23 protein-coding genes are annotated in these 23,634 nt (G+C 42.3%); 5 read left to right on the plus strand and 18 right to left on the minus strand.

From position 1 onward, the window contains the following. The 12 genes from DOD25_RS03060 to DOD25_RS03115 form a co-directional block, all read right to left on the minus strand. Positions 1-582 (minus strand): adenine phosphoribosyltransferase, encoded by a 582-nt coding sequence (locus DOD25_RS03060; RefSeq protein WP_064340745.1) that lies wholly within the window; start codon positions 580-582, stop codon positions 1-3. Between the two features lie 140 nt (positions 583-722). After that, the gene (yajC, locus tag DOD25_RS03065; protein ID WP_004574313.1) at positions 723-1,121 is read right to left on the minus strand and encodes a preprotein translocase subunit YajC; all 399 of its coding nucleotides are present in this window, start codon (positions 1,119-1,121) and stop codon (positions 723-725) included. Positions 1,122-1,180: 59 nt separating this feature from the next. After that, positions 1,181-2,185, minus strand: coding sequence for a Holliday junction branch migration DNA helicase RuvB (gene ruvB, locus DOD25_RS03070; RefSeq protein WP_217428681.1), 1,005 nt, complete (start codon positions 2,183-2,185; stop codon positions 1,181-1,183). Positions 2,186-2,279: 94 nt separating this feature from the next. Next, entirely contained in the window at positions 2,280-2,909 is a 630-nt protein-coding gene (gene ruvA, locus DOD25_RS03075; protein WP_004106548.1) for a Holliday junction branch migration protein RuvA, read from the minus strand. Between the two features lie 87 nt (positions 2,910-2,996). Next, positions 2,997-3,578 carry a crossover junction endodeoxyribonuclease RuvC gene (gene ruvC / locus DOD25_RS03080; RefSeq protein ID WP_004106546.1) on the minus strand — a complete coding sequence of 194 codons (582 nt, stop codon included), beginning with the start codon at positions 3,576-3,578 and terminating at the stop codon, positions 2,997-2,999. Between the two features lie 6 nt (positions 3,579-3,584). Continuing rightward, positions 3,585-4,343, minus strand: a complete 759-nt coding sequence (locus DOD25_RS03085) for a YebC/PmpR family DNA-binding transcriptional regulator (protein WP_004106544.1) — start codon at positions 4,341-4,343, stop codon at positions 3,585-3,587. 62 nt (positions 4,344-4,405) lie between these two features. Further along, a complete protein-coding gene (locus tag DOD25_RS03090; protein WP_004574317.1) occupies positions 4,406-5,062 on the minus strand; it encodes a CDP-alcohol phosphatidyltransferase family protein in 657 nt (218 codons plus the stop codon). A gap of 215 nt (positions 5,063-5,277) precedes the next feature. Further along, the gene (gene thrS, locus DOD25_RS03095) at positions 5,278-7,308 is read right to left on the minus strand and encodes a threonine--tRNA ligase (protein ID WP_112928663.1); all 2,031 of its coding nucleotides are present in this window, start codon (positions 7,306-7,308) and stop codon (positions 5,278-5,280) included. Between the two features lie 183 nt (positions 7,309-7,491). Then, on the minus strand, positions 7,492-8,385 hold the full coding sequence (locus DOD25_RS03100) for a metal ABC transporter permease (RefSeq protein WP_112928665.1): 894 nt from the start codon (positions 8,383-8,385) through the stop codon (positions 7,492-7,494). Continuing rightward, the gene (locus tag DOD25_RS03105; RefSeq protein WP_112928667.1) at positions 8,386-9,342 is read right to left on the minus strand and encodes a metal ABC transporter permease; all 957 of its coding nucleotides are present in this window, start codon (positions 9,340-9,342) and stop codon (positions 8,386-8,388) included. A gap of 6 nt (positions 9,343-9,348) precedes the next feature. Next, the gene (locus DOD25_RS03110; protein ID WP_004574322.1) at positions 9,349-10,071 is read right to left on the minus strand and encodes a metal ABC transporter ATP-binding protein; all 723 of its coding nucleotides are present in this window, start codon (positions 10,069-10,071) and stop codon (positions 9,349-9,351) included. A gap of 144 nt (positions 10,072-10,215) precedes the next feature. Further along, positions 10,216-11,397, minus strand: coding sequence for a metal ABC transporter substrate-binding protein (locus tag DOD25_RS03115; RefSeq protein ID WP_004106533.1), 1,182 nt, complete (start codon positions 11,395-11,397; stop codon positions 10,216-10,218). Positions 11,398-11,868: 471 nt separating this feature from the next. On the opposite strand from DOD25_RS03115, the gene DOD25_RS03120 reads away from it, so the two are divergent. From DOD25_RS03120 to DOD25_RS03135, 4 genes are all read left to right on the plus strand, one after another. Beyond that, on the plus strand, positions 11,869-13,005 hold the full coding sequence (locus tag DOD25_RS03120; RefSeq protein ID WP_112928669.1) for an ADP-dependent NAD(P)H-hydrate dehydratase: 1,137 nt from the start codon (positions 11,869-11,871) through the stop codon (positions 13,003-13,005). Between the two features lie 98 nt (positions 13,006-13,103). Further along, positions 13,104-13,754 carry an HAD family hydrolase gene (locus DOD25_RS03125; RefSeq protein ID WP_004119121.1) on the plus strand — a complete coding sequence of 217 codons (651 nt, stop codon included), beginning with the start codon at positions 13,104-13,106 and terminating at the stop codon, positions 13,752-13,754. A 182-nt stretch (positions 13,755-13,936) separates the two neighbouring features. Further along, entirely contained in the window at positions 13,937-14,869 is a 933-nt protein-coding gene (locus tag DOD25_RS03130; RefSeq protein ID WP_004119122.1) for a LysR family transcriptional regulator, read from the plus strand. Positions 14,870-14,987: 118 nt separating this feature from the next. After that, the gene (locus DOD25_RS03135) at positions 14,988-15,437 is read left to right on the plus strand and encodes a Panacea domain-containing protein (RefSeq protein WP_064340324.1); all 450 of its coding nucleotides are present in this window, start codon (positions 14,988-14,990) and stop codon (positions 15,435-15,437) included. Between the two features lie 380 nt (positions 15,438-15,817). Here DOD25_RS03135 and DOD25_RS03140 read toward each other — a convergent pair whose 3' ends face one another. From DOD25_RS03140 to lepA, 3 genes are read right to left on the minus strand one after another with little or no spacing between them, the layout of a single operon-like run. Then, a complete protein-coding gene (locus DOD25_RS03140) occupies positions 15,818-16,273 on the minus strand; it encodes a hypothetical protein (protein ID WP_004106523.1) in 456 nt (151 codons plus the stop codon). A 57-nt stretch (positions 16,274-16,330) separates the two neighbouring features. After that, a complete protein-coding gene (hemW, locus tag DOD25_RS03145; RefSeq protein ID WP_112928670.1) occupies positions 16,331-17,653 on the minus strand; it encodes a radical SAM family heme chaperone HemW in 1,323 nt (440 codons plus the stop codon). Beyond that, entirely contained in the window at positions 17,650-19,530 is a 1,881-nt protein-coding gene (gene lepA, locus DOD25_RS03150; protein ID WP_032835221.1) for a translation elongation factor 4, read from the minus strand. Before lepA ends, hemW begins: the two co-directional genes overlap by 4 nt. Before the next feature lie 722 nt (positions 19,531-20,252). Between lepA and rpsT the strand changes: the two genes are divergently transcribed. Then, positions 20,253-20,513 (plus strand): 30S ribosomal protein S20, encoded by a 261-nt coding sequence (gene rpsT, locus DOD25_RS03160; RefSeq protein WP_004106518.1) that lies wholly within the window; start codon positions 20,253-20,255, stop codon positions 20,511-20,513. A gap of 91 nt (positions 20,514-20,604) precedes the next feature. Here rpsT and DOD25_RS03165 read toward each other — a convergent pair whose 3' ends face one another. The 3 genes from DOD25_RS03165 to DOD25_RS03175 form a co-directional block, all read right to left on the minus strand. Beyond that, positions 20,605-21,318, minus strand: coding sequence for a trimeric intracellular cation channel family protein (locus DOD25_RS03165; RefSeq protein ID WP_032842495.1), 714 nt, complete (start codon positions 21,316-21,318; stop codon positions 20,605-20,607). A gap of 142 nt (positions 21,319-21,460) precedes the next feature. Next, the gene (locus tag DOD25_RS03170) at positions 21,461-22,630 is read right to left on the minus strand and encodes a branched-chain amino acid aminotransferase (protein ID WP_004106516.1); all 1,170 of its coding nucleotides are present in this window, start codon (positions 22,628-22,630) and stop codon (positions 21,461-21,463) included. A 279-nt stretch (positions 22,631-22,909) separates the two neighbouring features. Continuing rightward, positions 22,910-23,536, minus strand: coding sequence for a 50S ribosomal protein L25/general stress protein Ctc (locus DOD25_RS03175; RefSeq protein ID WP_064340722.1), 627 nt, complete (start codon positions 23,534-23,536; stop codon positions 22,910-22,912). Positions 23,537-23,634 lie beyond the last annotated feature (98 nt).

Consider the following 23,634-nt stretch of genomic DNA (forward strand, 5'->3'; position numbering starts at 1 on the left):
TTAAGCTGGCATAGTAATTAAACTACTGCAAGGATAATCGCATAACTCACTCATTCCACTAATACCTGTAAGTTCAATAACAAAACTAAAACCTGCAACTATTCCTTGAGCGCGCTTGACAATATTTGCAGCAGCTTTTGCAGTGCCTCCAGTTGCAATAAGATCGTCAACAATAAGCACACGTTGACCTGGCTTAATAGCGTCGTTTTCAATTTCAATACTTGCCTGACCATACTCAAGCATGTACGACTCAGTAATAACTGGAGGAGGTAGCTTACCAGCTTTACGAATAGCAAGAAAACCTTTGCCTAACCGAGATGCCAACAATGGTCCAAAAAGAAAACCTCGAGCTTCAAGCCCAGCAATCAAATCAATTGAATCAGCTGGTACAGGCAATGCATCAATCAAAGAATCAATAAGAATTCGCGAAGAGCGAGCATTTGAAAATATAGGAAGAAAATCACGAAATATAATACTAGTATTGGGGAATCCTGGAACGGTACGAATCAAAGAAGCAAGATAAGCGGCGTCATCGTTACTTACTGTTTTCAACGTTTTCACTGTAATATCCGTTGCTGTCATAATTCTAACGTTCTTTTCTTCACAAGACTTGTTATTGGAATATGGAAAGAATGTCACATATTCGCATGATGTGTGAGACATGCGCTAACTCACACATCACGACTTAAGTATTAAATTATAAATTTATGGAATAAAAGTTATTACTTTTCAGATTCTGCAGATTCTGATACTGGCTTGTTATCTTCGTTTACAGACTTATTTGCATCATCCTGCTTAGCTTCTTCTGCTTGTGCAGCTTCTGCCTCTTCATCGCTAATAAACGCTGGACGCACATACAATCTGTTTACAGCGCGGAAAGATACTCGCATCAAGCTACCTTCTGAATCGATAACAATCTCTTCATACTGCGTATCTACGCTTACAATCTTGCCGATAATGCCGCCAATTGTAATAATTTCAGTGCCTGGCTCCAAAGATTCATGGAAGGAACGCATTTCAGCTTGACGCTTCTTAGCATTGCGAGTCTGGAACATCATCATGCAAACCATTGCTACAACGAGAATAATAAGCATGCCATACTGCTGGAAAAATTGAGGCAAAGTAAACTCCTTAAGTATCCAACCCTAAGACGGTCGAAATGCCGTCCAAGTTAATTATTTTAAGCTAGCTCACTGACATTACTAGGCTCTTTAAAGCCCAAATGTTTCCAAGCTTTACTAGTTGCAACACGACCTTTAGGAGTGCGAATTAAGAATCCTTCACGCACTAAATATGGTTCACATACTGTTTCAACAGTTTCAGCTTCTTCACCAACCATTGCAGCTAAATTATTAAGACCAACCGGTCCACCGTTAAACTGACAAACCATAGCCTTCAAAACTGCAATATCAAGTCGATCAAGACCTTGCGTATCAATCTGGTATAAAGCTAACGCTTCAACAACAGCTTCATGATTTACTTCTGACAAATCATGCACAATAGCCCAATCTCTGACACGCCTCAACAAACGATTCGCTATACGAGGAGTGCCACGAGAGCGCAATGATAGCTCTTTAGCAGCTTGATCAACAAGACGAATCCCTAAGACTTTAGCAGATCGTTCAATAAGTTTTTCAAGCTCTTCGTGAGGATAAAAATCAAGATGAGCAGTAAAACCAAAACGAGCACGCAATGGAGAAGGCAACATTCCTTCCCTAGTGGTAGCTCCCACTACAGTAAAACGAGGAAGAGTTAACGGTATTGATGAGGCGCCAGGACCTTTACCCACCATAACGTCAACGCGAAAATCTTCCATAGCAATATAAAGCAACTCTTCTGCAGCACGAGGCAAACGATGAATTTCGTCAATAAACAACACTTCACCTGCATCAAGCGCGCTTAGTATAGAAGCTAAATCTCCAGCATGCTGGATAGCAGGACCTGAAGTAATTCGAATAGGAACTTGCAATTCATTAGCAACAATCATTGCTAATGTAGTTTTTCCCAATCCAGGAGGGCCTGCCAATAACATATGGTCAGGCGCAACATCACGCTTTTTAGCAGCATCTAAAAACAGTTGCAATTGCGCTTTTAAAACTGGTTGGCCAATAAAACCTTCTAATGCGTGAGGACGAAGCTCCTCATCACTGAGTTGCTCATTTCCTAAAGGAGTTGAAGAAACCATGCGTAAGGATTCTTCAGCAACACCAGTATTTAGCGCAGAAGCATACTTTTCACTCACTTCAACTCCCCCAATACTAGATTCTTTACAAACATGATTACCTACCTCTATCAAGTGAAGCTAATGCCATTCGTAAGACATTAGGCAAATCTGCATCAGATATAGGAGTTGAAATATTATTCTCTGCACAGACTTGCTCAACTGCTCTTTGAGCGTCAACTTGTCTCCAACCCAATGAAATAAGACCCTCTATGACGCATTGCACGCTAGAATCAACAATCTGCTTATTAGATTGAGTAGAATCATTAGAACTATCTGCCAGTATTGAAGGATCAAGAGAACCCTTCAATTCCAAAATAATCTTCTGCGCACCCTTTTTCCCTAAACCAGGCGCAGAAGAAAGAGAAGTTACATCTCCCTCAGAAATAGCTTGTAAAAGACGATCAACATTCAAAGTTGAAAGCATAGAAAGAGCAACTTTAGGACCAATTCCACTAACTTTTTGCACTTGCAAAAACATTCGTTTAGCAGCTTGAGTTGTAAAACCATAAAGAGTTAAAGCATCTTGCGAAACTTGAAGCGACGTATAAACGCGAACTTCCTGCCCTTCATGCAAAGAAGACAAATCTTGAGAAGGCATATAAGTCTCGTAGCCAACTCCAGAAACAACAATAAGAGCAGAACGAGCATCAATTGACGCAACTTGCCCAACAAGCATTCCAATCATAAGCTCACTCCTACTTAACAAAAACTCATAACTTAAAGCACATAAAGTCAAATACAATTATAATAGAACATCTGTTCTATTAATATCCTACATGTCTCGAACGACAGAAGAAGATTTACGCGCCTGAGCTTGAGCTAAAGCCCATTGTTTCTGTGCAGCAGTTAGATGCTGCTCGCGCTCGCCACCTTGCAAAGCACCAGAAGGACGAAGAGCATGACAAATAGCTTGAGCTAAAGCGTCGGCAGCATCAGCAGGAGTAGGCAAAACATTAAGACCAAGTAATCGCGCTACCATGCGCTCTACTTGAGGTTTTTGAGCTTTTCCGTTTCCAGCTACAGCAAGTTTAACTTCAGTAGGAGTGTGTAAAGCAACAGGAATATTGCGCTGAGCTGCAGCAAGCATTGCGATACCAGCAACCTGTGCAGTGCCAAGAACAGTATTTCGATTTTCTTGCGCAAAAACACGTTCAATAGACACAGTATCAGGCGAAAAACGCTCAATTTTTTCAACTAATCCGTTATAAATCTTTAAAAGTCGCAAATCTTGCGAAAGATCAGGCTCAGACCTCAACACATCGACGTGAATAAAAGAAAGCCGACGCGAGACGCCGGCTTCAATCACGCCGACCCCGCAGCGAGTAAGCCCGGGGTCAACGCCCAAAATCATCATAGGAGACTATTCATCTTCCTCAAGCTGAGCCATAACCTCATCTGAAGCGGTCCAGTTGCTGTAAATATTCTGAACATCGTCCAAGTCATCGAGATTATCGATTAAGCGAGAAACCTTTTGAGCATCTTCGAAGCTTAATTCAACCTCATTGTTTGGATGCATAATGATATCTGCAGAATCATAGTCGAAACCAGCTTCCTGCAAAGCCTTACGCACAGTTACCAAATCACTGGAATTGGTGTAAACAGAATAAACATCGCCATCATCAGCAACATCTTCAGCTCCAGCTTCAGCTGCAACTTCGAAAAGCTTATCATAGTCAACGCCTTCGGATGGAACCTCAATCAAACCTTTACGTTCGAAGTTGAAGCTCACGGAACCGCTTGTTGCCAAAGAACCGTTGCCCTTAGTAAGAGTTGAACGCACATCAGCGGCAGCACGATTACGGTTATCAGTAAGGCATTCAATAATCAATCCAACACCTGCAGGAGCGTAACCTTCGTAAACGATCTCTTCATAGTTTGCGCCGCCAGCTTCTTCACCAGAACCACGCTTTACAGCGCGCTTGATGTTGTCAGCAGGCATGGAAGCCTTCTTGGCTTTAACGATGGCATCGTACAGCGTAGGGTTACCATCAGGATCGCCACCACCCAAACGTGCAGCAATTTCAATGTTCTTAATAAGCTTGGCAAAAAGCTTGCCACGCTTTGCGTCGATAGCGGCCTTCTTGTGCTTTGTAGTCGCCCACTTGGAATGACCTGACATGATACTCCTAAAACGTACAGTTAATCAAACGAAACGATTTTATTGCGCTTTCGCGACAAATTTTATTTATCTTTTATATCAAGCCCATGCTTTACTTCAAAAATACGCTGGAAAACTGTAATAATACCGCCAACAGCAAGCAGAATCATAGCAAAACTCAACCAAAAAAGTTGATTTGTAAAACCAACAAGCCCCATAGCAACAAGAATCACGGCAACTCTATCTGCACGAGTTATTAAACCTTTTTTAGGATCTACATTTATTGACTGACCGCGAGCGCGAGTGTATGAAGTTACGAAAGCTGCCATAAGAGCAACCAAACAGCTTAATAATCCTACATACTTTATTGCATTGCCATTCAAAGTTGAAATCCAAGTGCACATATTTTTTTCGTGAGCTTCATACAAACAAATGCATACAGAGGAAAATAATGACCAGTCTGCAATGCGATCGAGAGTTGAGTCAAGAAATGCACCAAATTTTGTGCCGCCTGTTGTCAAAGCAGCAACAGAACCATCTAAACTGTCTGCAAGCACAAAAATAGTTAAAAATATAGTGCCAACAACAAACTGTTTAGTAAAAGCAGTAACAAAAGCAATAATAACTACAGCTATTGTGCCGACAATTGTTACACAGTTAGCACTTATGCCTAATCGGACTAGCAATTTTGCAATTGGAGAAATAGTGCGCTTAAACCCACTGCGTAATGATTCCAACATTGAATGCAACCTTCCTAGCGTAATCAAGCAAATAAAACTTGGGTTCAATAAACAATCCCATATTAGTCAATCGGCTGTAATACACACAAAAGCCCACACAACTTTAAGAAGTGTGGGCTTTTGCTTATTTCGTTTATTTATTGCAATTTAGTTTTCAAGCGAAACTGTGCTGCTTAAGTAACGTTATTTAAGTTACATAACTTAAATAGCTTATGCTACTTAGTGTAGCGCTCAAAATCTTCTGCAGTATTGACCTGAACGCGCTGCTTAATGATGGACAAAATCCACTCTTTAGCTTGCGAAACAGGAACGCCATTCAATTGGCTGCCATCGCGGAAGCGGAAGCTCACAGCATTGTTGTTCACATCCTCTTCGCCAGCAATCAAAGTGAAAGGCACTTTAGACTTAGAAGCGTTACGAATCTTCTTGCCGAAGCGATCGTCAGAGTTGTCCATTTCGCAACGAACCATATTCTCTTCCAAATCGCTAATCAACTTTTGCAAGTGTGGAGCGAACTCATCTGCAACAGGAACGCCAGTCACCTGGACTGGAGCCAACCATGCTGGGAATGCGCCTGCATAGTGCTCAAGCAAAATAGCGAAGAAACGCTCAATAGAGCCAAAGAGTGCGCGGTGAATCATCACAGGACGCTGGTGGCTACCGTCAGCCGCAATGTATTCCAACTTAAAGCGCTCAGGCAAGTTGAAGTCGAGCTGAATAGTAGAAACCTGCCAAGTGCGGCCGATTGCATCGCGAGCTTGCACGGAAATCTTCGGGCCGTAGAATGCAGCTCCACCTGGATCGTCCACGAGTTCCAAACCAGACTCTTTAGCAACCTCTGCCAAAGTATTAGTTGCTTCTTCCCAAATCTCGTCGGAACCAACGAACTTGTGCTCATCCTTAGTGGAAAGCTCCAAGTAGAAGTCGTTCAAACCGAAGTCTTTAAGAAGACCAAGCACAAAGTTAAGCAAGCTCTTCAACTCATCGCGCATTTGCTCGCGAGTGCAGTAAATATGCGAATCATCCTGAGTCAAGCCACGAACACGAGTTAACCCATGCACAACGCCAGACTTTTCGTAGCGATACACAGTACCAAACTCAAACAAGCGCAAAGGAAGCTCGCGATAAGAACGCTGGCGAGACTTGAAGATCAAGTTATGCATTGGGCAGTTCATTGGCTTCAAGTAGTAGTCAGCACCTTGGCGAGTTACGTTACCGTTTTCGTCGCGCTCTTCGTCAAGCTTCATTGGAGGATACATGCCATCCTTGTACCACTGCAAGTGGCCGGAAGTCTCATACAAGCCGCCCTTAGTAATGTGCGGAGTTTGTACGAAGCTGTAGTGATGCTTGCGATGCTGTTCGCGGGAATAATCTTCCATTGCGTTAATAATTGCAGCACCTTTTGGATGGAACACTGCTAAGCCTGGACCAATCTCATCTGGGAATGAGAACAAATCCATTTCTTGGCCAAGCTTACGATGATCGCGCTTAGCAGCTTCTTCCATGCGAGTTGTATAAGCTTTAAGCTCTTCCTTACTAGGCCAAGCAGTTCCGTAAATGCGCTGAAGCATAGGATTATGCTCCGAGCCACGCCAGTAAGCTGCAGCAACACGCTCAAGCTTAAAAGCCTTAATATAGCGAGTGTTTGGCAAATGAGGTCCACGGCACAAATCGCTCCAAACTTTATTGCCTTCGCGATCCAAATTGTCGTACATGCTAAGCTCATGCTTGCTAATTTCGCCAGCAGCAGCCGAATCAAGAGCAGCTTCCTTATCCCCAATCAACTCCAACTTATAAGGTTGATTTGCTTCTTCAGCGCGCGCTTCATCTTCAGTTACAACGCGACGACGGAAGCTTTGAGACTCTTTAATAATGCGCTGCATATGCTTTTCGATTTGCTTCAAATCGTCTGGCGTAAATGGAGTATCAACATCGAAATCATAGTAGAAGCCGTCTTTAATTACAGGACCTACGCCCAACTTTGCGTCTGGTCGAATTTCTTGAACAGCTTGAGCCATCACGTGAGTAGCGGAATGACGCATGATTGCGATGCCATCTTCACTATCAAGTGCTACTGATTCCACGGTATCGCCGTCATGAAGAGGCGTGTACAAATCACGCAACTCGCCATTTAAACGCACGGCAATAATATTCTTATCTTCCGCGAAAAGTTGGGCGCCAGTGAAGCTTGCATCCACCTCCTTGCGTTCCTCGTTTACGGTGATGGAGATGGTATTTTCAGCCATAATTGTCCTTTTCTATCGGGGTCTTGCGTTACTAATGTGCAGACCTGGACTTGTGTGGCGTCGATAAACTTACGCGATTAAAACATAAATAAAACGCGCAAAAAACGACGTCAATCGCACGCATTTTTCACGCGCAATTCGTTGATATTCTAGGACAACAGAACGACTTTTAAGGCACTTTTGCTAAATAGCGTTTTCGGCTACTTTTTCTCGCCTTGCATGCAATCTTGATGAAAAATCATTAATTTTTATAAAAATACTTTCACCAATCTTGACTATTAAGAAGAAAGCTCCAGCTACGATAGCAATAGTGCCGCCGGCAGAAAGTTTCAGTATTACAGCCAAAGCTAGTCCAATTAAAGCAATCGAAACAGCAGTAATTACGCATGCAAGCACGAATTTATTTATAGAAGCAATTCTTCCCTTTAATGCTGCAGCAGGAGCAGCAATAAGAGATACTGAAACAACTGTACCAACTGCTGGAATAATAACGGAAACAGTAATAATAATCAAAGCAAGAACCATGCCCTGTATAAAACCTGATCTTCCGCCTGCAGCACGGTAATTAATCGGATCAAACGAGCAATGCACAAGATTAGCAGAATTAAAAATCCATAATCCCAAAACAAGCAAGAAAGCAACAGAGGCTGAAATCACGTCTGCAGGAGTGCAATTAAGCAATGATCCAGTTAAAAATCCCTCAATACGCAATGGCAATGGAGCAAACCACTTATTTAAAAAGTATCCACTAGCAAAGCCGACAGTTAAAGTAATACCAGCTGCAGCTTGCGAAGAAATGCCTTTAAGATGCGAAAGCGCATACATTACTAAGGAAAGTACAACGCACGCAACAGCAGCACCAACAAAAAGCCCAAGCGATAAAATATTTTGATCTATTGTATAAGCAGAAGTTAAAACTACACCTAATACTGCTCCAGGAAAAGCAGCATGAGTAATAGATTCAGTAAAGAATATTCGCTGATTAAGAAGAGCAAGAGAGCCAACAAAACCGCATAGAGCACCTACAACAATTGCTTCAACTATAGGTAGAGCGATAATTTGCCAAATACTTACCATCTATTCCCTACCTTTATAAGATTTTGCTAAAACTTGCATATCGCTATCGCTTGTATGAGTTTTATGCGCAAAAACTATAGATGAAATAACTTGGAACAGCCAGCGCACAACAAGCACAACTACGAACATTGCACACATGCTTAATGCAATTGCTGCTTGAGGAGAAATAGGATGATCAAGCTCCAAATTCATAACGTACATACCAAGAACAACTCCAGCAATACCAACAAAAATACCAACTGCAACCATGCGCCCAACTGTTCTAGACACTAAACGAGCACTAGCTCCTGGAATAATAAGGTATCCGATCACAAGAAGAACGCCAACAGCTGAAGATGCAGAAACAACAACCGCAGCAATACCAACGTTAAGAACAATATCTACAAAAAGAGTATGCACTCCCATTAATGGAGCACTTGCTCGATCGAAAGCAACAATAATCTGCTGTTTCCAAGTTGCCAAAAGCACAATAATTGCAAACAAGCAAATCCACATTGCTTGAGTCATTCGCTCATCAGTGACATCAAGCAGCCTACCAAACATCAACGCTTCGAGCTGACCTGACATATCACCTTTTTTTAGTGAAATTACTACACCAAGAGCAAAGAAAGTAGTTAAAACAGTTGCGATAATCGATTCATTTATGCGAGCTGAACGAGAAGCCCACACTAACGCAGCAACTAAAAATACTGAACAAATTGCAGCACCAGGAATAATTTGATCTATGCCACCGTACAAAGCGCCTACAACAATTCCAGGAAATATGCCATGCACAATAGCTTCCGCATTAAATTCAGCACATCTCAAGTTCACGAATACACCAACGATTCCGCTAGCTATAGACAGAACTATAAGTAAGCAGAACGGGCGAAAAATATAAGGAGCAGAAGCAATAAAATCAAAACCTGGAATTGGTTCCAGAGCTTCTCTTAATGACTCAACTAATTGGGCAAGCATTGAAAATCAGCCTTCCGCAATTTCCGAAAAAGTAAGACCTGCAGAAGCAGCAGGCATGCTTCCACCATATGCGCGAGTAATATTTTCTTTAGTCATTACTTCTTTAAGCGCACCAAAAGCAATCTGCTTGCCAGCTAAAAGTAGCGCTTTTTCACAAATAGCATCTGCAATAACTAAATCATGCGTAGACACAACAAAAGCAATACCTTCTTGCTTTGCTGATTTCATAATATTAAGAAGTTCTCGGCGATTCGGTTCATCAAGACCATTAAAAGGTTCGTCGAGCAAAATAAGCGTTGGCTTTGCAACAATAGCGCGCGCAAGAAGAATGCGTTGGCGCTGACCGCCAGAAAGGTCACCAAATCGCACATCTGCACGATTTAATAAACCAACATGATTAAGAGCATCCTCAACAGCTTTTTTCTGATCTTTTTTAAGCAATCCAAGAAAACCTGTCTGTCTACTTAAGCCCATTGCAACAACTTGCCGTGCAGTAATAGGGAATGTTAAATCCAAATCAACCTGCTGTGGCACATATCCAATAGACAAAGCCTTAGGCATTTTCAGTTCACCGCGACTTACGCGCACGATACCAATAATAGCCTGCAAAAACGTTGTTTTTCCAGAACCATTTGGACCTATTAAAGCCAAAGCTTCCCCGGCTTGCACACTGCCATTAATACCAGTCACTACAGTTTTATAACCGTATGCCAGGTCGCAATTTTTCATTGCAAGGACGCTCTTATTCACTATATTTCCAGTCTTTTCAGTTTATTAATAAGTATTCGTAACAGTAACTTCCTGCTTTCGCTATTAAACTTTCGCTATTAAAGTTACTGTTACGATACTATTATTTTTACTGTTATTTATATGTCACTTCTTCAATGCAGTCTTAACTGAATCTGGAAGTTCAGGAACATTACCATTCCAAGCTTTCACCAATGTTTCAACATTGTGAACAATGGAACCGATGTAAGTTTCTCCGGCAGATCCGACTGGTCCAAGCGAATCTCCATAAAGTGCGTCGTCGCCAATAACAGCCTTTACTCCTGCTGCTGCAGCAACAGCCTTGATAGACTTGGAATTGTTAGAATTCTCAGCAAAAATCGCAACAGCTCCGGACTTCTTGACATCTTCTGCAGCTTTCTGAATATGATCTGCAGTAGCATCCTGCTGGCTGTTGAAATCAGAAAGTGCTGCACCAATGAACTTCACATTGTAATCACGAGAGAAGTAACCGAATGCATCGTGAGAAGTGAAGAGAACACGATGCTTTTGTGGCACACTATTCAAAGCTTTAGTTGCCCAAGCATCCAAATCAGTCAAAGACTTAACGAACTTTTCAACATGCTCATCGAAAATAGACTTGCTCTTAGGAAGAGCTTTCCCGAGGAAATAACCGATATTCTTAACCTGAATCATCGTGTTCTTCGTGCTGGTCCAAATATGTGGATCGTACTGGAATTCAGGCTCCTTCTCGCCTTCTTCTGGAGGGAATGGCCACTTTTCAGCATGCACCTTAGCGATACCGCGATCAACCTTGTATGGAAGATCCTTTTCCTTAGCAGCCTCAGCCTTTGAATCCTTGATTTCATCAGCAGTGAGAATACCGGAAGTTACACCCATAGTGCCCTTAAAACCGGTAGCTTTCACAGCTTGATCCAAGAAGTGCTCGAGATCTACACCAGAAACGAGCATCAAATCAGCCTTAGAAAGAGCTTTAGATTGAGCTGGAGTCATTTCATGCTCATGAGCAGAAGCGTTTGGCGCAAGCAAGCAGGTCAAATTAATTGTTGACTTTGCTTTGTCTTGAGGAGCTCCGATTACAGACTTCTTGCCCTGAGAATCAGTCTTATTGAGGCTCAATCCAGATTTTGCGTCAGCAGTTGAAGCGATTTGAGTTACGTAATCGCAAATTTGAGTTGTAGTTGCCACTACATTTACTTGATTGCCCTTCGCCTTATTTTCGGCATTTTTTGCAGAGCCGCAAGCACCCATAGAAGTTGCTAATAATGCAACCGCAGCTGCAGTTGCGAAAATTCGTGAAGTTTTCACACTCGTTCCTTTCGGGAATCTTTAACTGTTATTGCATGGGTTGATTGTGAGAGGTACTCATGAAAGCTATTCATGAAAAAAATAATCATTCGCAATAACGCTTATAGCATAAGAAAAATATGCGTGACGGTCAATAAAAAATGTGAAAAAATATAATTATTTTTGCAAAAATGCGTTTCGCGACTTTTCCATCTGTTATAATGCAAAATTTCAAAAAAGACCGTGCTACTTTCTGCTTTATCTTGCATTAAAAAACGTTAATATACCAACGAAAAAATAAATGTGATTATAACATTTGAACAAATTTATTAATCAGGCATTTTTGTTTATTTTTTACACAAAACTAGTAGCGACACGCCGTAACACTCACGACACGCAGAATAACAAAAAATTACAAATATTTTCAAAATGTTTACAAATTGTAACAATACATAAGTTTAGACAATAATACACATGTTTAGCCAACTCTGCATGTGCTTAACAGCAATTACACTTAATACTATGTTTGGCAATACAGATGGTATGAATTACATTGCAAAACCCGACAGTTCACGCACTGACGATAAAAACTCTGCAACTAATGAAATATCAGTAGATATTCATCTTGCTTCCACACCATTGCGCACGCCTCACGCAAGCGATAATAAATATTCAAGAGGTGTTCTAGGCGTAATTACCGGTTCAAACGACTATCCCGGAGCAGCAGTGTTAAGTACAAGCGCTGCAATACATGCAAATATTGGAATGGTTCGTTATTCAGGTCCTCTTCGCGCACAAAACTTAGTATTGCAAGCATCGCCTGAGGTAGTAGCATCTGAACAATTAAACGGAAAAATAGACGCAATAACAGTTGGATGCGGCATACCAGACGAAAGCCATTGCAACGACGAAACTGCTTTATCTCAAAGAAAATACATTGCTAGCATACTTGCAAAATACTCCAACGAAAACGACAACAAAAACGAAAACGACAACGCTGAAACGCAATTAAATAACAATCTTCCGCCAATATGCGTAGATGCTGGAGCATTAGACTTACTACCAAAACAAGTTTGCGAAAAAGTAGTTCTCACACCTCATGCAGGAGAATTAAGCTCGCTTTTTACTAGATATGATTTAGAAGTAAGCGCACAACAAATATCTAGCAACCCAACACACTACGCTCAAAAAGCAGCAAATCTTACTGGAGCAACTGTGCTTCTTAAAGGCGCAACAACAGCAGTTGCTTCACCATCATCGCTGCACTCTCCTATTTATATTGCACAATACGCTCCATCTTGGCTAGCAACTGCAGGCTCAGGAGATGTGCTAGCAGGAATTCTAGGAGCATTGCTAGCACAGTACGAAAAAGATAACGAAAACGCCGACAAGAACGACAACAACAATGCAAACAACAAAAATTACGCACTTATTGCAGCGAGCGCAGCTGTAATCCACGGAATTTGCGCAGTATTTGCATCACGCAGTAGCGGAGGAAACAATTACACTCAACTAGTGCAAGACATAGTGAAATCAAAGCATGCTTTAACTTTGGAACATCCAATTGTGGCAAGCGACATTATAAATGCATTACCGCATGTTCTTGGGATTCTTATTAATATAAAGTAGCGCGCAGAATAATATCAATAGCGTGCAAAATTAACGCATGAAACAAAATACGCAAATGTAAAATAACGTATGAAACAAAATAGAAGGAGTAGAAACAAATGACTAACGCACAAAATATTGAAATCCATGACGTTATGTTTGACTATTGCAAAGTTCTACTCGAATGGAATTGCCGAAACTGTTTGCAAAAGCAATTCCCGAATTTAGTTGATACTATTTGCCCTAATGGAAGCTTTGGAAAGAACGATTTAGCCGGGTTCTATGAATTTGAGGACCGCATGGATGGCGGCGAGCTTTTGAAAGATCTTATGCCTGAATACGAACGTCGCTTTGGAAGCGAACTTGCTGAAGCTTTCCGTTGGTATTGTGCTCATTATGACCAAGTTTTGACGCGCATGATGCCTGGAATGGTTGATTTATTGCATGATCTGCGTAAAGCTGGATACGGCGTGTGGGGCTTAACGAATTGGTCTAAAGAAACTTTCCCACTTGCTTTACGTAAATTCCCAGAACTTTCTACTCTTTTACAAGGAACTATTATTTCCGGTGTTGAGCATTTGCATAAGCCAGAACCGGAAATTTTTGAACTTGCTATAAGTAGATTTGGATTGAATCCGCAAACAACTGTTTTCTTCGACGACAAACCAGCAAATATTGATGGAGCTCATAGAGTTGGCATGCATGGCTTTGTTTTTACAACCGCAGAGCAGGCGCGTAAGGATTTAGCTTCAGTGGGAGTAAATCTTTAATAATATTGCTTAAATATTTAGCTTATATTACTAAGATCATGTATGAGACTATGGTTATGTGAAACTATGGTTATGGCAACTAAAAATTAAGTTATGCCTATACCTTTTGCTAGATTCGTTAGCGGTTCATTTATGTGATTTTTGATGATTATCGTAACTTTTAGCTCACGAAAGAAGCTCGTATGACTTTGCTACAACTGAAATATATTGTAAAAATCGTTGACTGCGGTTCAATGAACGAAGCAGCACGAGCACTATATATTTCACAACCAGCATTGAGCTCTTCTGTAAAAGAGCTTGAAAGAGAACTTAACATTGAAATTTTCACTAGGTCCACTCAAGGAATTGCATTAACAGCTGATGGAGCGGAATTTTTGACGTACGCTCGACAAGTAATTGAGCAGGCAGATCTTCTTGAAGAACGATACAAAAGTACGAAGCCTCGCCCACAATTATGCAGCGTTGCAACACAACACTATATGTTTGCCGTTGAAGCATTCGTCGATATGATTCGCAGTATTCATTCTGATGAATACGAGTTTTCAATTCGCGAGACACGCACAAAAAATATTATTAAGCAAGTAAGCGATATGCGCGCAGACCTTGGAATTCTTTATCTTTCTGACTACAACAAGGATGTAATCGGCAAGCTGCTTCGTGAAAAACATTTGGAGTTCCACCCGCTTTTCCGTGCAAAATTGCATGTTTTTCTTTCTAGAAACAATCCGCTTGCAGCGCGAAAAAGCTTGAGCTTGGAAGATTTAAAACCGTACCCGTTTATTCAATACGAACAGGGAGAAGAAGGAAGTTTCTTCTTCGCAGAAGAGGCTGTTTGGCCTACTCGCCCACCGAAAAAAATCAACGTTTCTGACCGCGCTACCATTTTAAACTTTATTATTGGGTTGAATGGTTATACTGTTTGCACTGGAATAGATAACGGCGATTTAAACAATGAAAAAATCGTCACTATTCCGCTTGAATGTGATGACACTATGCTTGTTGGCTGGATTACCAACGAGCGCACGAAGCTTTCAAGAGCTTCACTCGCTTATCTTACGCAACTTAAATCTGTGCTTGTAAGACATGGCTACGCGCTTATAGATTCACAAAATTAACGCAAGCCAAAAACTACGCATAATAAAAGTTGTCCACATTTCTTTAATCGAATTGACGCTCACTTTTTCCATTCATAAAATCGCTATTAATTTGTTGCAAAGAAAAAGGAGGTGCGCGATGGGTATTATTAACGTAGCGGCAAAAATATTGGAAATTATGGGGCCAATGACAACTATGAAGCTGCAAAAGCTTGTGTATTATTCTCAAGCGCACAGCTTAGCTACAACTGGATTGTCGCTATTTCCGGAAGATTTTGAAGCTTGGACGAACGGTCCAGTTTCATTGGAATTATTTAACAGGCATCGAGGAAGATTCACAATTCGCAAAGAGGAACTACTGATTTCTCTTCCAGAAAGATGCGCAACTTTAGAATATGAGCAGGTGAAGATTATAGAGGAAGTGTGCGCAAAACTTGGAAATCTTACAGGAAATCAGCTCAGCGAAAGAACACATAAAGAAGATCCGTGGATTCGCGCGAGAATCGGCATATCTGCAAATCAAGGCAGCGAGGAAATAATTTCCAAGAAGTCAATGCGAGATTACTACATTAAGCATCCTATTGTGTAAATGCGCGAATGCCCGAAGAGCGCCAACTAGAGACCGTAACGCAGTATGCGCTCGCGCGCTTTGGCCGAGCTTGAAATCAACAGGATTTCAAGCTCTTTCAAAGCGTGATTTGGCTCAATTGTGAAGCACGGTGTGCTTCACATGCCAAATCAGCCGAACGGCTACCAATAGCCGTGAGGAATAAGCGCTCGCTTACGAAACTCGCGTTGGAAGTCCACTGGACTTCCAACTTAAGCGAGTTTCCGCTCCGAGTTGCTTTCGCGCGCTACGCTCTAAGCGCGAAAGCAGTTCGGAGCGCACACAAATAACTAAGGCGAGCACGTTGTTATTAGCAAGTGCCCGCCTTAATTATTAAAAACATTCTTATTTTATAAGTACATCTAAATCGCAGTGCCGTGCTCGTCAAGGCGCGGATTCTGCCTAGAATTACTAAAGCTAAAGAACAAGCCAAACACGCCTAATGCAAACAAAACAGAAACTACCACAACAAGCACAATAGGCTGATTAGGAAGCCACATAATCACCAAGAAAGCAAGCGCTGAAAGCAAAATCACAGCCCAGGAAAACACTCCAACAACTTTACGAACAACATTCCAAGTATCATCGCCAACCTGAGATCGCTTAACATTGCGAGCCAATCTCTCCTCCTCAGCTGTCACGTTAGACGTTGGCTTCCAAGGACCAGTTCCCCTCTCTTGAAGTCTTCTAGAGCGTTCTTGTAAATTGTATTCGTCAATCATGCCTCCGCGAGCGCGACCTTTTGTTTCATCATATTGAGAAGGAATCCCTTTGCGGCTCTGCCTTTCCTTCGCGCGACGCTCTTTGCGGTTTGCCATGATTGTTCCTTTCTACATTGAATTTTCTTATATCAAGCATTTATGACACAATACGCATTATTTTAGCACGGTCATACCTTCTTCACACGCGTCAACAATTCTTTCTATTAATAAATCGTTGAGCAGCCTACCTTTGCGTGTTGCGATAATGCGATTTTCGTGCAATACTGCCAAATCTTCCTTACACACTTCGCGTAACACTTTTTGCAAATGTGAATCATCGAACACCTCATTAGTTTCGCGCATTTTTTCGCACAATTGCGAAATATCAAGCCCTTCTTTAATGCGAAGCCCAAGCATTACCTCTTCAATAAGCGCGTCTTCAGCATTTATACACTCGTAGTTTTGCCACGGCACGTTTCCTGCGTTAATAGCATGAGCCCAATGTTTTGGGTGCAAAATATCCCATGAGCGAAGGTTATAAAACTCACTTGTATTAGCTAAAGAAGCACTATCATCCATGCTTTGTTTACTAATGTGATTTGCAGCATTGTAGTGCGAATGTGCTCCAGGACCAATTCCAGCCCAATCAATATTTCGCCAGTAGCCAAGATTATGACGAGACTCAAAACCAGGACGCGCCCAATTAGAAATCTCGTACCATTGTAATCCAGCAGAGTTAAAAAGTTCGTCTGCCAACTCGTATTTTGCGGCTTCATCATCATCATTTGGCGCTTGAATAGTGCCAGCAGCGATTTGACGGCCCATTTTTGTACGCGGCTCTACCGTTAGCGCGTATGCAGAAATATGGTTAACGCCTAGACTTAAAGCCATTTCTACCGACTTTCGCCAATCGTCTAAACTCTCCCCCGGAGCTCCATAAATCAAGTCAACGCTTGAACGCAAGCCACATGCGTTTGCTGCGTTTACACCGCGAGTTACATTTTCTGGAGTATGAGTACGGTCAAGAGTTTTAAGAACATGCGGAACAGCCGATTGCATTCCAAAAGATATTCGAGTAAATCCACCTTCTGCAAGCGTCTCAATATACTTTTCATCTGCAGTATCCGGATTTGCTTCAGTAGTTATTTCCGCTCCAGTTTTCAATCCCCACAAGTTACGTATTTCTTGCAAAATTCGCACTAAGTCGCGCGCTTTAAGAACTGTTGGAGTGCCGCCGCCGAAGAAAACAGATTGCGCTTTAGACTCGAAAATCCCGTGATATTCCTGCCATTTTTTTACGAGTTGCATTTCACGAATCGCAACATCCGCGTACCCTTCGCGACTTGCTCCCTCTCCTAAATCGCGAGCAGTATACGTATTAAAATCGCAATAACCGCAGCGACGCAAACAAAACGGCACATGCACGTACACTTCAAAAGGCATACTTTTAGTTTGCATAGCTGATTTATTTAATTCAGCATCCAACTCTAAACTCATCCCTCGGACTTTTGTGCTGCACGAATCTTATCTTTAGTATCGCGATCGTTTGCGCTCTCGTCTGTAGCTAATGCAGCAACAAACGCTTCTTGAGGAACTTCAACATGGCCGAGCATCTTCATACGCTTCTTACCAGCCTTCTGCTTTTCGAGAAGCTTACGTTTACGCGTAATATCGCCGCCGTAGCATTTAGCGAGCACGTCTTTTCGAAGTGCGCTAATAGTTTCGCGAGCAATAATTCTAGAGCCGATTGCAGCTTGAATTGGGATCTCAAATTGCTGGCGAGGAATAAGTCCACGAAGCTTCTTAGTCATCATAACGCCGTAAGAATAAGCCTTATCGCGGTGCACAATTGCGCTAAAAGCGTCAACCTTATCTCCCTGAATAAGAATATCAACCTTCACAAGATCCGCAGACTGCTCGCCGTCTTCATGGTAGTCGAGAGAAGCGTAGCCTTTTGTGCGACTTTTAAGCTGATCGAAGAAGTCAAAAACGATTTCTGCAAGAGGAATCCTGTAATGCATCTCCACGCGGTCGGCACTAATATATTCCATTGTGCCCATTTCTCCGCGATGTTCCTGACACAAATCCATTACAGCACCAATAAATTCTTTCGGCGTAATAATATCGGCAGCAACCATTGGTTCAATAATGCGCTTAATCTTGCCTTCTGGAAACTCGCTAGGATTCGTTACATGATGCTCTTTACCATCTTCGCTAGTAACGTCATAAGTTACGTTAGGAGCAGTGGAAATAAGATCCAAGCCAAACTCTCGGCTTAAACGCTCGGAAACAATCTCCATATGAAGAAGACCCAAGAATCCGCAACGAAAACCAAAGCCCAACGCAACCGAGGTTTCTGGCTCGTAAATAAGAGCAGCGTCGTTAAGTTTTAGCTTGTCGAGAGCATCTCGAAGATCCGGGAATTGCGCGTTATCAATTGGGAAAAGACCTGCGTAAACCATAGGTTTAGGATCGCGATAACCATCCAAAGGCTCAGATGCAGAATTTATAGCGCTGGTAATGGTGTCGCCAACTTTAGATTGACTCACGTCTTTTGCACCTGTAATTACATAGCCTACTTCTCCGGCTCCAAGCGCCTTAGTTGGAGTCATATCTGGGCTAATAACGCCGATTTCAATAGGATCGTGCGTCATGCCGATTCCCATCATATGCAACTTTTCGCGCGACTTAAGTTCGCCATCAACCATACGAATATAGGTGACGATTCCGCGATACGAATCGTATACTGAATCAAAAATAAGAGCGCGAGCAGGAGCATCAGGATTTCCGCTTGGGGCTGGAACTTCCAGCACAATTTGATCAAGTAAGTCTTTAACACCTTCGCCGGTTTTACCAGAAACGCGCAACACGTCCTCCGGCTTGCAACCAATTAAACCAGCTATTTCTTCAGCATGCTTATCTGGTTCAGCGCTAGGCAAATCGATTTTGTTAAGAACAGGAATAATCGTTAAATTATGGTCGATTGCCATATAAAGATTAGAAAGCGTTTGCGCTTCAATGCCTTGGGTTGCATCTACCAACAGCACCGCACCTTCGCATGCTGCCAGCGCGCGCGAAACTTCATAAGTAAAATCGACGTGTCCAGGAGTATCAATCATTCCAAGCGAATACTCTTTGCCTTCAAAAGTCCAAGGAACGCGAACAGCCTGCGATTTAATAGTAATACCGCGCTCTTGCTCAATATCCATGCGATCCAAGAAACGGTCTCGCATTTCACGCTCTGGCACGATTCCTGAAAGTTGTAAAATGCGATCTGCTACAGTGGACTTGCCATGATCTATATGCGCAATAATGCAGAAATTGCGTATCAACGATTGATCCGTAAATCCTGGCTGGTTATGCGGTGTAATCAAAGCAAGCATCTCCTTATTAAATACGCGGATAGTATTAAATTGCGTAAGCTACGCAAGTAATTAATCTTACCAACTCTACTACCCTATTTTATAATATAAATCAATATTTTTAGCACTTATTGAGTTTTGACAATACAAAATAACGCTACGCAAAAAACTAATAGCTTATTTGACTTAATATTCGTCGTTATCAGTTAAGTAAGTATTCACGTGGTAGAGATTTGAGATTTTTCGCACTGAGCGCGGACGCTCGCGCGGGTAACGCGCTTGCTACGAAACTCGCGTTGGAAGTCCACTGGACTTCCAACCTGAGCGAGTTTCCGCTCCGAGTTGCCTTCGCGCGCTACGCTTTAAGCGCTCAGGCAGGTCGTCGCGCAGAACCGCAGGCTGCTGATTCGCCAAGCGAAGAAGAAAAATCGAAAAATCTCTGCGATTAACACGGTTATTAAAGATTAAACACGCAGAGTTTGGGGGATTTCTCTACGAGCACTAAAAGAGGACTGAGAAGCTACATTCTTTAAAGAAAGACGAACACACTAAGCTCTTTTAGCAGCCAGAGCGCACGAAGGACGGGACGTGCGAGGAGAGAAATCCCCCAAAACTCGCGCCACATTGAGGAGGAAATCCCAAAACGAACAATAGAAACGAATAACGTTATCTAATAAGCATGATACACTTACTATTTGTATGTCCTTATATAGCAAACGTCGTTTGGAGTAACAGTGGCAAACATTAAGTCGCAGAAAAAGCGTGTTCTCACTAACGAGAAAGCACATAAGCGTAACGTAGCAGTAAAGTCTGCTTTGAAGACCGCTATTCGTGCTACTCGTGAAGCCATCACCGCTGGTGATAAGGCTGCAGCGCAGGCCGCTTTCGCAGTAGCCGCTAAGAAGCTTGACAAGGCTGCAGGTCGTGGCGTGATTCATAAGAATCAGGCTGCAAACCGCAAGTCTGGTCTTGCTGTAGCGATTAACGCTCTGTGAAGTTTGTGCAGATAACTGCATAACACAGCATGTAAGGAAAATCCCCAGTACCAATCGGTGCTGGGGATTATTTTTATCATCGTATGCAATATTAGCGGTGACGACGATTATTAATACGACGAATACGAGGACGTCTAACCTTAATAGGTTCCGTGCGGTTCATTGCTCCAAATAAAGTTAAATCTAGTTTCACAGACAACAAGCGCATTGCAACAACAAGAACAACAATAAGAACATCAAGCAATATTTCAACAGTTAAACCAAAGTAACCTGCATGCTTTGCTTTTACAACAAAAACAGTTAATACACATCCAAGAGCAGCAGGTAAAGCATACCAATGCTTATCTCGCACAATAACAGGAACTTGGTTCAAAATCATGTCGCGAATCAAACCGCCACCCAAAGCAGTTGCCATTCCTAAAAATACTGAAGCCATACCAGACATGTGAAAATCCAAACCTTTTGCTGTGCCATTCACAGCAAACAGACCCAACGCCAAGGCATCAAGCGTAAGCATAAGCCAACGCCATTTATCAATCTCAGGGTGAGCAACAGCCACAATAACACCAGAAAGCAGACCTGTAATAACAAAACCACGATCAGCAATACCAACAGGCGGCAATGCTCCAAGCAACACATCACGAACAATACCGCCACCCAATGCAGTTATCCAAGACGTAGTAATAATCGCAAAAACATCATAATTCTTACGAATAGCCCACATGCCGCCAACCATGCCACAACATCCCATAGCAACATACTCAACTATAAGAAAAAAGACGTTATCCCCTAACGCACCTTCCAAAGCATTTCCCTTCAAATAAATTCGCCAAAACACTACGTGTATAACAAACAAACGCGTTGTACTCTATACGATATCTAAATATATAGAGTACAACGCGCCATAAGCAACATTAGATGAGATAATATTAACTAACTTATATAAATTAGTCGCAAACTTTCCACATCCAGTTATGCTTATCTTCGACATCACCGAGCTGAATGCCAAGTAACTCATCGCGCAAAGCCTGAGTTAACTCACCAACGCCACCATCGGCAACCTTAAGATCGAATTCATCGGACTTAAAACGACCAATTGGCGTAATGATTGCAGCAGTACCGCAAGCAAAGACTTCAGTAACCTCGCCAGAACGAATATCGTCAAGCAACCCTTGAAGAGGAATCATGGTTTCAACAACCTTATGTCCTGCTTCCTCAGCAAGCTGAATCAAAGAACGACGCGTAACGCCAGGAAGAATGCTGCCAGTAAGAGATGGAGTTTCCAAATGGCCATCCTTGTGGAGTGCGAACATATTCATGCCACCAAGCTCTTCCAAATATGTCTTAGTTGCAGCATCAACGAAGCACACTTGCTCACAACCATGCTCAATACCCTTGTATTCACCAAGTAAGGAAGCTGCATAATTTCCACCACACTTAGCAAAACCAGTACCACCAGGACCAGTGCGGAACCACTGATCTTCAACCCAAATGCTAACAGGCTTCAAACCACCCTTGAAGTATGGGCCGGATGGAGAAGCAATAACACAGTATTCAACTTCGTGAGCTTCGCGCACACCGAGGAACGGCTCGGAAGCAAACATGAATGGACGCATGTAAAGCGTATACTCTCGACGGCTCGGAACCCATTGCTTGTCTCGCTTTACCAAGGCTGCAACCGATCCAATAAAATCATCAATAGAGAGTTCCGGCAAATACAAACGCTTAGCAGAATTTTGGAAACGAGCAGCATTAATATCTGGGCGGAAAAGCCAAATAGAGCCGTCGGCGCGCTTATAAGCCTTCAAACCTTCAAAGCACTCCTGAGCATAGTGCAACACAGATGCACCTGGATCCATTTTCAATGGACCATAAGGCTCTACACGACGATCAGACCATCCTTCACCTTTAGTCCAAGACATATGAACCATATTGTCGGAGAAAATCTGACCGAAAGCAGGCTTATCAATAAGTTCGTTGCGTTTTGCATCCGAAACTGGATTATCATTCGGCAGAACTTCAAAGTTGCCAGCCAATTTGTTCAACAGAGCTGTATCGCTATGATCATAAGACTCATAAGCGTCAGAAAACTCTGGAGCTACTTCTAAATCAGCCATTATGTCTCTTTTCTATGTGGATTATTTCTACTTGCCTTTTACCGCAATTAACGTATAGATTAATACGATTCTTGTTTTTCGCAAAACTTACACGCCAAAATATCTTAAGAAATATTTCAAAAAATATGCTTTAAAATAAAAATTATTTAGCAAATTTGTTGATTTTATATGAAAAAAGCCGCATAAGAACTGACTTATGCGGCTTAAAATTTTAAACTATTTTATAAGTTATGAATTATAAGTTAATTAGTAATCAAATACATTAACTTATTTTATAACTTACTTTTCTTCTGCAGCTGGAGCGGCAGCAGGAGCAGCATCAGCAGCAGCATCAGCAGCTGGAGCAGCAGCTTCGGTTGTAGCAGCATCTTCAGGAACAGTGACGCTCACCACGGATTCTTCGCCATCCATATCGAGCTCAACACCCTGAGGAAGCTTGACATCCTTAGCAAACACCTTGGTACCGTCGGTCAAACCATCAACGTTAACAACCAAACGCTCTGGCAAGTTAGCAACGTCTGCGCGAACCTTGAGCTCCTGGACATCCACGAATGCAACTGCAGCACCCTTTGGAGTGCCTTCAACGAAGACTGGAACTTCAACGTCAATCTTTTCGCCAGCCTTAACTTCGTAGAAGTCAATGTGTTCTACAATGCGCTTAACAGGGTTACGCTGAACATCCTTAACAACTGCAATGCGAGATTCCTCGCCAAACTTAATAGTGAACAAAGCATTAGCGTGACGCAAAGCCAAAGTGGTCTCGCGCATTGGAAGAGTAACATGCACTGGTTCAGCACCGCCAGCATAAAGGCTTGCTGGAATCAGCTTAGCTACGCGCAAACGACGAGCAACACCCTTACCAAACTCAGTGCGCAATTCGCCTTCAAGAGTAATTTTTGTAGCCATATCGGTCTCCTTATGGTCTGGATAGTTTAGTTTGTTAATCCAGCTTCAGGCGCACCGACGCGCCGAAAACCATAAGAGGCTATCAGCCCAGTCGATAA

This window comes from Gardnerella leopoldii (genome assembly GCF_003293675.1).
GTDB lineage: Bacteria > Actinomycetota > Actinomycetes > Actinomycetales > Bifidobacteriaceae > Bifidobacterium > Bifidobacterium leopoldii.